At 69.1% G+C, this 7,610-nt stretch carries 9 protein-coding genes and 1 pseudogene; 2 read left to right on the top strand and 8 right to left on the bottom strand.

Features of this window, described 5'->3' with window-relative positions:
• Both apbC and mobA read left to right on the top strand, forming a co-directional pair.
• The coding region (gene apbC / locus FV228_RS15570) for an iron-sulfur cluster carrier protein ApbC (protein ID WP_147855452.1) at positions 1 to 819 on the top strand (819 nt) is incomplete at its 5' end.
• 10 nt (positions 820 to 829) lie between these two features.
• A complete protein-coding gene (gene mobA, locus FV228_RS15565) occupies positions 830 to 1,483 on the top strand; it encodes a molybdenum cofactor guanylyltransferase MobA (RefSeq protein WP_281406500.1) in 654 nt (217 codons plus the stop codon).
• Here mobA and FV228_RS15560 read toward each other — a convergent pair.
• The 8 genes and pseudogenes from FV228_RS15560 to FV228_RS15525 form a co-directional block, all read right to left on the bottom strand.
• On the bottom strand, positions 1,434 to 1,757 hold the full coding sequence (locus tag FV228_RS15560) for a DNA-binding transcriptional regulator (protein ID WP_147855450.1): 324 nt from the start codon (positions 1,755 to 1,757) through the stop codon (positions 1,434 to 1,436). The two genes, mobA and FV228_RS15560, sit on opposite strands and share 50 nt — an antisense overlap.
• Positions 1,735 to 2,122: pseudogene (locus tag FV228_RS15555) on the bottom strand (type II toxin-antitoxin system RelE/ParE family toxin). Before FV228_RS15555 ends, FV228_RS15560 begins: the two are co-directional and overlap by 23 nt.
• Positions 2,123 to 2,251: 129 nt before the next feature.
• Positions 2,252 to 2,713, bottom strand: a complete 462-nt coding sequence (locus FV228_RS15550) for a peptidylprolyl isomerase (protein ID WP_147855449.1) — start codon at positions 2,711 to 2,713, stop codon at positions 2,252 to 2,254.
• A gap of 66 nt (positions 2,714 to 2,779) precedes the next feature.
• Entirely contained in the window at positions 2,780 to 3,277 is a 498-nt protein-coding gene (locus FV228_RS15545) for a hypothetical protein (protein ID WP_147855448.1), read from the bottom strand.
• A 10-nt stretch (positions 3,278 to 3,287) separates the two neighbouring features.
• Positions 3,288 to 3,836 (bottom strand): peptidylprolyl isomerase, encoded by a 549-nt coding sequence (locus tag FV228_RS15540; RefSeq protein ID WP_147855447.1) that lies wholly within the window; start codon positions 3,834 to 3,836, stop codon positions 3,288 to 3,290.
• A 27-nt stretch (positions 3,837 to 3,863) separates the two neighbouring features.
• The gene (gene coaD / locus FV228_RS15535; RefSeq protein WP_147855446.1) at positions 3,864 to 4,367 is read right to left on the bottom strand and encodes a pantetheine-phosphate adenylyltransferase; all 504 of its coding nucleotides are present in this window, start codon (positions 4,365 to 4,367) and stop codon (positions 3,864 to 3,866) included.
• Positions 4,368 to 4,429: 62 nt separating this feature from the next.
• Positions 4,430 to 7,216, bottom strand: coding sequence for a DNA gyrase subunit A (gene gyrA / locus FV228_RS15530; RefSeq protein ID WP_147855445.1), 2,787 nt, complete (start codon positions 7,214 to 7,216; stop codon positions 4,430 to 4,432).
• Between the two features lie 176 nt (positions 7,217 to 7,392).
• Positions 7,393 to 7,610: hypothetical protein (locus FV228_RS15525; RefSeq protein WP_147855444.1), on the bottom strand; the 218-nt coding region annotated here is incomplete at its 5' end.

Here is a 7,610-nt window from a genome sequence, read left to right as displayed (position 1 = left end):
CCCCCGAACCAGGGTCCGCAGATCGCCGGCGTGCGCCACATCGTGGCGGTCGCCTCCGGCAAGGGCGGCGTCGGCAAGTCCACCACCGCTTGCAACCTCGCGCTGGCCCTGCAGGCGCAGGGGCTGAAGGTCGGCCTGCTCGATGCCGACATCTACGGGCCGTCCGTGCCGAAGCTGTTCGGCCTGTCGGGCAAGCCGACCGTGGTCGACAACAAGTCCATGGAGCCGATGGTCGGCTACGGGCTGAAGGTCATGTCGATCGGATTCCTGATCGAGCCCGAGACGGCGATGATCTGGCGCGGGCCGATGGTGCAGTCGGCCATCACCCAGATGCTGCGCGACGTGCTGTGGGGCGAACTCGACGTGCTCATCGTCGACATGCCGCCCGGCACCGGCGACGCCCAGCTGACCATGGCCCAGGCGACGCCGCTTTCGGGTGCCGTGATCGTCTCGACGCCCCAGGACCTCGCGCTGATCGACGCCCGCCGGGGCGTGACTATGTTCAAGAAGGTCGCGGTCCCGATCCTCGGGGTGATCGAGAACATGGCGACCTTCGTCTGCCCGAATTGCGGCCACGCCTCGCACATCTTCGGGCATGGCGGCGCCCGCATCGAGGCGCAGCGCCTCGGCGTGCCGTTCCTCGGCGAGGTGCCCCTCGACATGACCATCCGCGAGACCTCGGATTCCGGCCGGCCCGTGGTTGCGACCGATCCGGACGGCCCCCATGCCAAGGTCTACCGCGACATCGCCGCGTCCCTGTGGGCGAACCTCTCGGGCGCCCCGGCCGGGCGCACCGCGCCGAGGATCGTCATCGAGTAGGTGTTTCCCGGTGGATCGCCCGCACGTCCTGGGCCTGATCCTCGCCGGCGGCCTCGGCCGGCGGATGGGCGGGGTCGACAAGCCACTGATGCTGATGGGCGGGCGGACGTTGCTGGAGCGCGTCGCGGAGAGGCTCGCCCCGCAATGCGGCGCCGGTCTGGCGTTAAGCGCCAACGGGGATCCGGATCGGTTCGCCGGGTTTCCGGGGCCGATCCTGCCCGATCCCGTGCCGGGGCTCCCGGGTCCCTTGGCCGGCCTGCTGGCGGGTCTGGACTTCGCCGCCGTGCGGCACCCGGACGTCACCCATGTCCTGAGTGTGCCCGGGGATGCCCCATTCCTGCCGGGCGATCTCGCCACGCGGCTCGGTTCAGCCCTGGTGGATGCTCCGATCGCGCTCGCCGCCTCGGGCGGGCGCGAGCACTACACCGTGGCGCTGTGGCCGGTCGGTCTGCGGGCGGATCTGCGCCGCGCCCTGGTGGAGCGGGACGAGCGGCGGGTCGGCGCGTTCATCGCGCATCATGGCGCGGCCATCGTGGAATGGCCTGCTGAAACAGTCGATCCGTTCCTGAACGTCAACACGCCGGAGGATCTGGCGGCGGCTGCGGAATTCGACCTCAAGCCAGAACGTGGAGGCCGTGCTTCCGAACGACCGCCAGGAGCTTGAGCGCGGTGCCGCTGGGTTTCTTGGCACCGGTTTCCCACTTCGCCACAGTGTTCTCGCTGGTGTTGAGATAGCGGGCGAAGACCGGTCGGCTCACGTTGAGGTTCTCACGCAGTTGCTTGATCTGCGCGGGCTCGATCGCCGACGGCACGGCGAGGCAGATCTCGTCGAAGGCGCGCATCGTTTCCGCATCCGTCACGCCGACCTCGTGGAAGGCCATGGCGGTCGCGTGGATCGACTCGAAGGCGTCGCTCTTAAACGTCCGCTTCCCGGTCATGGCAGATCTCCGTGATGTGGCCGGCCGCAATGAGACGAGCGATGTCGGCATCCATCGTCCTGCCGAGGTCCTTGGCGAGCAAGCGGAACGCCTTCAGATCGTTGTCTTCGATGTTGGCGCGATTCTTTTTCGCGAACAGGTACTGATAGAGCCAGTAATGACCGATCCTGGCCAGTTTGACGCTCCGGTACATGTTTTTGTTCAAGCGCTTCTTTGAAGACACCGCCGCCGAGATCGTCAGCCTGGCCGCGCTCGACTTCCAGGATCGCCGCGTGCAAGTCTCGATCGGTGATATGGGCTTTCCGCGCCGTCTTGGCGAACCAAGCCGTCTTGAAGGTTCGTGCGCGTCGGCGAGATTCAGACACCAACGAAGCCTAGCGTTCCAGGCCAATGCTGCAAAGCTGAAACTCCGCAGCGCAGCCGGCACGCCTCGATCTTCCATGACCGGCCGCCCGCGCTCGCGATTATCGCGGCACGAGCGGCCAAATTTCAAACTAGGCCGCTTCGCCGACCGTCGCCTTGACGATCTTGTCCGGAGAGCGCGGCGGCTCGCCCTTGTTGATCGTGTCGACCACGTCCATGCCGTCCACGACCTTGCCCCAGACCGTGTACTGCTTGTCGAGGAAGCGCGCGTCGTCGAAGCAGATGAAGAACTGCGAGTTCGCCGAGTGCGGGAAGTTGGTGCGGGCCATCGAGCAGGTGCCGCGCACGTGCGGCTCGGCGTTGAACTCGGCCTTCAAGTCCGGCAGCTCGGAGCCGCCCGAGCCGGTGCCGGTCGGATCGCCGGTCTGGGCCATGAAGCCGTCGATGACCCGGTGGAACGGCACGCCGTCGTAGAAGCCCTGGGCGGCCAGCGTCTTGATCCGCTCGACATGGCCCGGGGCGAGGTCGGGGCGCAGCCCGATCACGACGCGGCCCTTGGTGGTCTCGAGGATGAGGTTTTCGGTGTCGGCCATGGTGGGTCCTTCCTGTTGGTGAGAATGTAGCGGCGCCCACCCGATCCGGCGAGCGCGGCGAAACGGTCAGGCCGGCGGCCGGTAGACGAACCGCAGGGCCACCGGTCGCCCCGCGATCGCCCGGCCGAGGCCCGGGGTGATCCGCGCCGGCATACAGCCGGCGAGCGCGTCTAGGGTCGACCGCACCAGGCTGCGGCGCCGGCCGGCCTGGAAACCCGCCGCGTAGGTGATGCGCGGGGGGCCGATCAGGCTGCCGTCGCGCCGAAGCGACAGCCGCGCGGTGATCTCGATATCGGCAGCCCCGGCGTTGGGTCGCCCCAGCCCTGCCGGCGGCTGCCAGCAGGCCGCCAGCACCGGGTAGAGCTCGGCCAGGGTGTCGGCCGCCCGGGCCGGCCGATGCGCGAGCGGCACCGCGACGGTGCCTCGGAGGGTCTGCGGCAGACTCAGCGGATAACCGCCGCCCGGCGCGTACGCGAAGCCGCCATAGGCTGAGACGTCATCATAGGCGCGCGCCGTCGCCGGGGCGAGGGCGAGCGCGCCGAGGATGGCCAGCCGGTGCCACATCGGCGAGAGGCTACTTGGCCTTCTCGGCGAGCGTCATGCGGACGATCTTGTCCGGGTCCTGCACGGCGCCGCCCGGGGCACCGGGGGCGGCCTTCTTGATCCTGTCAAGCACGTCGAGCCCGTCCGTGACGTTGCCCACGACAGTGTACTGCTTGTTCAGGAACGGCGCGTCGCCGAGGCAGATGAAGAACTGCGAGTTGGCCGAGTTCGGATCCGACGAGCGGGCCATGCCCACGGTGCCGCGGCGGAACTCGGCCGTCTGCGAGAACTCGCCCGGGATGTTCGGCAGGCTGGAGCCCCCGGTGCCGTTGCCCTTCGGGTCGCCGGTCTGGGCCATGAAGCCGTCGATCACCCGGTGGAATTTTAAGCCGTCGTAGAAGCCCTGGCCGACCAGCGTCTTGATCTGCTTGACGTGCTTCGGGGCGAGGTCCGGCCGCAGCATGATGGTGATGCGCCCGTCCTTGGTGTCGAGAAAGACCGTGTTGGCGTCGGCGGCCCGGGCGGCCGGGACGGAGCCGAGCGTGAGGGCGAGCGCGAGGAGGGCGTGGCGGCGATTCATCGGGTTCCTTCCAGAAAGGTCAGAGGATCAGGCTGTGGCGGCGAAGCGCTGCCGGAGGCGGTCGGCGACGGCCGCCGGCACGAAGGGCGAGACATCCCCACCCATGCCGGCGATCTGGCGCACCAGCGTCGCGGTAATCGGGCGCGCCTGCGTCGAGGCGGGCAGGAACACGGTCTGCACCTCGGGCGCCATGGCGCCGTTCATGCCCGCGAGCTGCATCTCGTAGTCGAGATCCGTGCCGTCGCGCAGGCCGCGGATGAAGATCGACGCCCCGCAGCGCCGGGCCGCCGACACCGCGAGGTCGGCGAACGTCGCGATTTCCAGCGTCGCCCCCTCGGCCTGCGCCACCGGTCCGCAGGTCTCGGCGAGCAGGGCGGCGCGCTCCTCGGCCGAGAACAGCGGCGCCTTGCCGGGATGGACGCCGATGGCGATCACGAGGCGGTCCACCAGCCGGCAGGCTTGGCGAACCACGTCGAGATGGCCGTTCGTGACCGGATCGAACGAGCCGGCGTAGAGGGCGGTGCGGGTCATCGCGGCCCGACCTAGAGCATTTTTGCGCGGGACGGAACCTCGGGGTGTGCGGGCCGAAGCCCTCACACCTCGTCGGTGCCGCCGTCTGTGCCGCCCTCGGAGCCGTCCTCCGGGCCAGCCTCGATGCCGTTCTCCAGGCCGGCCTCGGCGCTGCCCTCGTCCTCGCCCACGATGTGCTCCACCGATACGACCTTCTCGTCCTTGGCGGTGTTGAACACGGTGACGCCCTGCGAGGCGCGGCCGACGATGCGGATGTCGTCCACCGGCACGCGGATCAGCTGGCCGCGGTCGGTGACCAGCATGATCTGGTCCGTCGCCTCCACCGGGAAGGAGCCCACGAGGCTGCCGTTGCGGTCGTTGACCCGCATGGCCGTGATGCCCTTGCCGCCGCGGCCGGAGGTCCGGTACTCGAACGACGAGGAGCGCTTGCCGTAGCCCCGCTCGGACAGGGTGAGCACGTATTGCTCGGCCCCGCCCATCTCGGCGTAGCGCTCCTGCGAGATCGCGGCGGCCTCGGTGCCGTCCTCGGCCTCGACCTCGGCGCCCTCCTCCACCTCGCCGGTGACGGCGCGGCGCATCTTCAGGTAGCCGGTCCGCTCCTCGGCGCTGGCGTCGAAGGCGTTCAGGATCGTCATCGAGATGACCCGGTCGTCCTTGGCCAGCAGGATGCCGCGCACGCCGGTCGAGTCGCGGCCCTTGAACACGCGCACGTCCTCCACGGGGAAGCGGATGCACTGCCCCATCGCGGTCGTCAGCAGCACGTTCTGGTCCGGCCGGCAGATCTCGACATGGACGATGTGATCGCCCGGATCGAGCTTCATGGCGATCTTGCCGTTGCGGTTCACCTGGACGAAGTCCGACAGCTTGTTGCGCCGGACGTTGCCGCTGGCGGTGGCGAACATGACGTCGAGCGTCTCCCAGGACGCCTCGTCCTCGGGCAGCGGCATGATCGTGGTGATGCGCTCGGAGGTGTCCTGCAATTGCAGGATGTTCACCAGCGCCTTGCCGCGGGCGTTCGGGGCGGCCATCGGCAGGCGCCAGACCTTCTCCTTGTAGGCCTGGCCCTGGCTGGAGAAGAACAGCACCGGCGTGTGGGTGTTGGCCACGAACAGGCGGGTGACGAAATCCTCGTCGCGGGTCGCCATGCCCGAGCGGCCCTTCCCGCCCCGGCGCTGGGCCCTGTAGGTCGAGAGCGGCACGCGCTTGACGTAGCCGGCATGGGACACGGTCACGACCATGTCCTCGCGGGCGATCAGGTCCTCGTCCTCGACACTCGAATCGTAGTCGACGATCTCGGTCCGGCGCGGGGTGGCGAATTGCTGCCGGACCTCGATCAGCTCGTCCGTCACGATCGCCTGGATGCGGGCGCGCGAGCGCAGGATGTCGAGATAGTCGGCGATCTCGTCGGCGAGCGATTTCAGCTCGTCCCCGACCTCGTCGCGGCCGAGCGCGGTGAGGCGCTGCAGGCGCAGGTCGAGGATGGCGCGGGCCTGGGTCTCGGACAGGCGGTAGGTGCCGTCCTCGGCGACCCGGTGGCGCGGGTCGTCCACCAGCGCGATCAGCGGCGCGATGTCGTGGGCCGGCCAGTCGCGCGCCATCAGGGCCTCGCGGGCCGTGTTCGGATCCGGCGAGGTGCGGATCAGGCGGATGACCTCGTCGATGTTGGCGACCGCGATGGCCAGCCCGCACAACACGTGGGCGCGCTCGCGGGCCTTGCCGAGCAGGAACTTGGTGCGGCGGGAGACGACCTCCTCGCGGAAGTCCACGAAGGCCTGGAGCAGGTCCTTCAGGTTCATCAGCTCCGGCCGGCCGCCGTTGAGGGCGACCATGTTGCAGCCGAAGGAGGATTGCAGCGGCGTGAACCGGTAGAGCTGGTTCAGCACCACCTCAGCCATGGCGTCGCGCTTGATCTCGACCACGATGCGCATGCCGCTGCGGTCGGATTCGTCGCGCAGGTCCGAGATGCCCTCGACCCGCTTCTCCTTCACCAGCTCGGCGATCTTCTCGACCAGCGTCGCCTTGTTCACCTGATACGGGATCTCGGTGAAGATCAGCGCCTCGCGCTCCTTGCGCAGCTCCTCGACATGCGACTTGGCGCGCATGATCACCGAGCCGCGGCCGGTGGCGTAGGCCTGCCGGGTGCCGGCGCGGCCGAGGATCATCCCGCCCGTAGGGAAGTCCGGCCCGGGGACGATCTCGGTGAGCTGCTCGATGGTCAGCCCGGGATCGCCGATCAGCGCCACGCAGGCGTCGATCAGCTCACCCAGATTGTGCGGCGGGATGTTGGTCGCCATGCCGACCGCGATGCCACCGGCGCCGTTGGCCAGGAGATTCGGGAACCGGGCCGGGAGGACTTTTGGCTCCTCCCGCGATTCGTCGTAGTTCGGCTGGAAGTCGACGGTGTTCTTGTCGATGTCGGAGAGCAGTGCGGTGGCGGGCTTGGCCAGGCGCGATTCGGTGTAGCGCATGGCCGCCGGCGGATCGCCGTCGACCGAGCCGAAATTGCCCTGCCCGTCGATGAGCATCAGGCGCATGGAGAAGTCCTGCGCCATCCGCACCAAGGCGTCGTAGATCGATTGGTCGCCGTGCGGGTGGTACAGACCGATCACGTCGCCCACGATGCGGGCCGACTTGACGTATTTCCGCTCCGGCAGGTGCCCGGATTCGAAGGCGGAATAGAGGATGCGCCGGTGCACCGGCTTCAGGCCGTCGCGCGCGTCGGGAAGCGCGCGGCTCACGATCACGCTCATGGCGTAATCGAGGTACGAGCGGCGCATCTCGTCGGTGATGGAGACGGGGCGAATGTCGCTGGCGGGCGGGGGAGCGCCAGTCGGATCGGTCTCGGCCAAGGAAGTATCCGTTATCGGGCCCGGAGGGGCGGTGCTGGCGACCGTCCGGATGGCGCGCGGGGCGCCCGGACGGCCTTGCGGAACAGCAGTGATATCAGGTGGTTAAATAAGCTTTTCCGGGCCCGGACACAAGGCCGCGCCCCGGCTCGATCCGGCCGGGGCGCGCGCTGCCCGCGTCAGTAGAACGTCGGGTGCCGCGGGCCGAAATGCCGGCGATACGCGACGGGGCGCCGGTGCCAGTGATGGCGGTGCCAATGGTGGCGGCGGTGCCAGTGATGGCGCCGGTGGTGCCAGTGCCGCCGCCAGTGCCAGTGGCGCCGGTAATGCCACCGGGCGAGCTGCACCGTCGGGGCGGGGGCTGCCGCCTCGGCGGTCGCCGGGACCGGCAGGGGCG

It is taken from the genome of Methylobacterium sp. WL18 (genome assembly GCF_008040015.1).
GTDB lineage: Bacteria > Pseudomonadota > Alphaproteobacteria > Rhizobiales > Beijerinckiaceae > Methylobacterium > Methylobacterium mesophilicum.
This window is presented reverse-complemented; position numbering and strand designations above follow the sequence as displayed.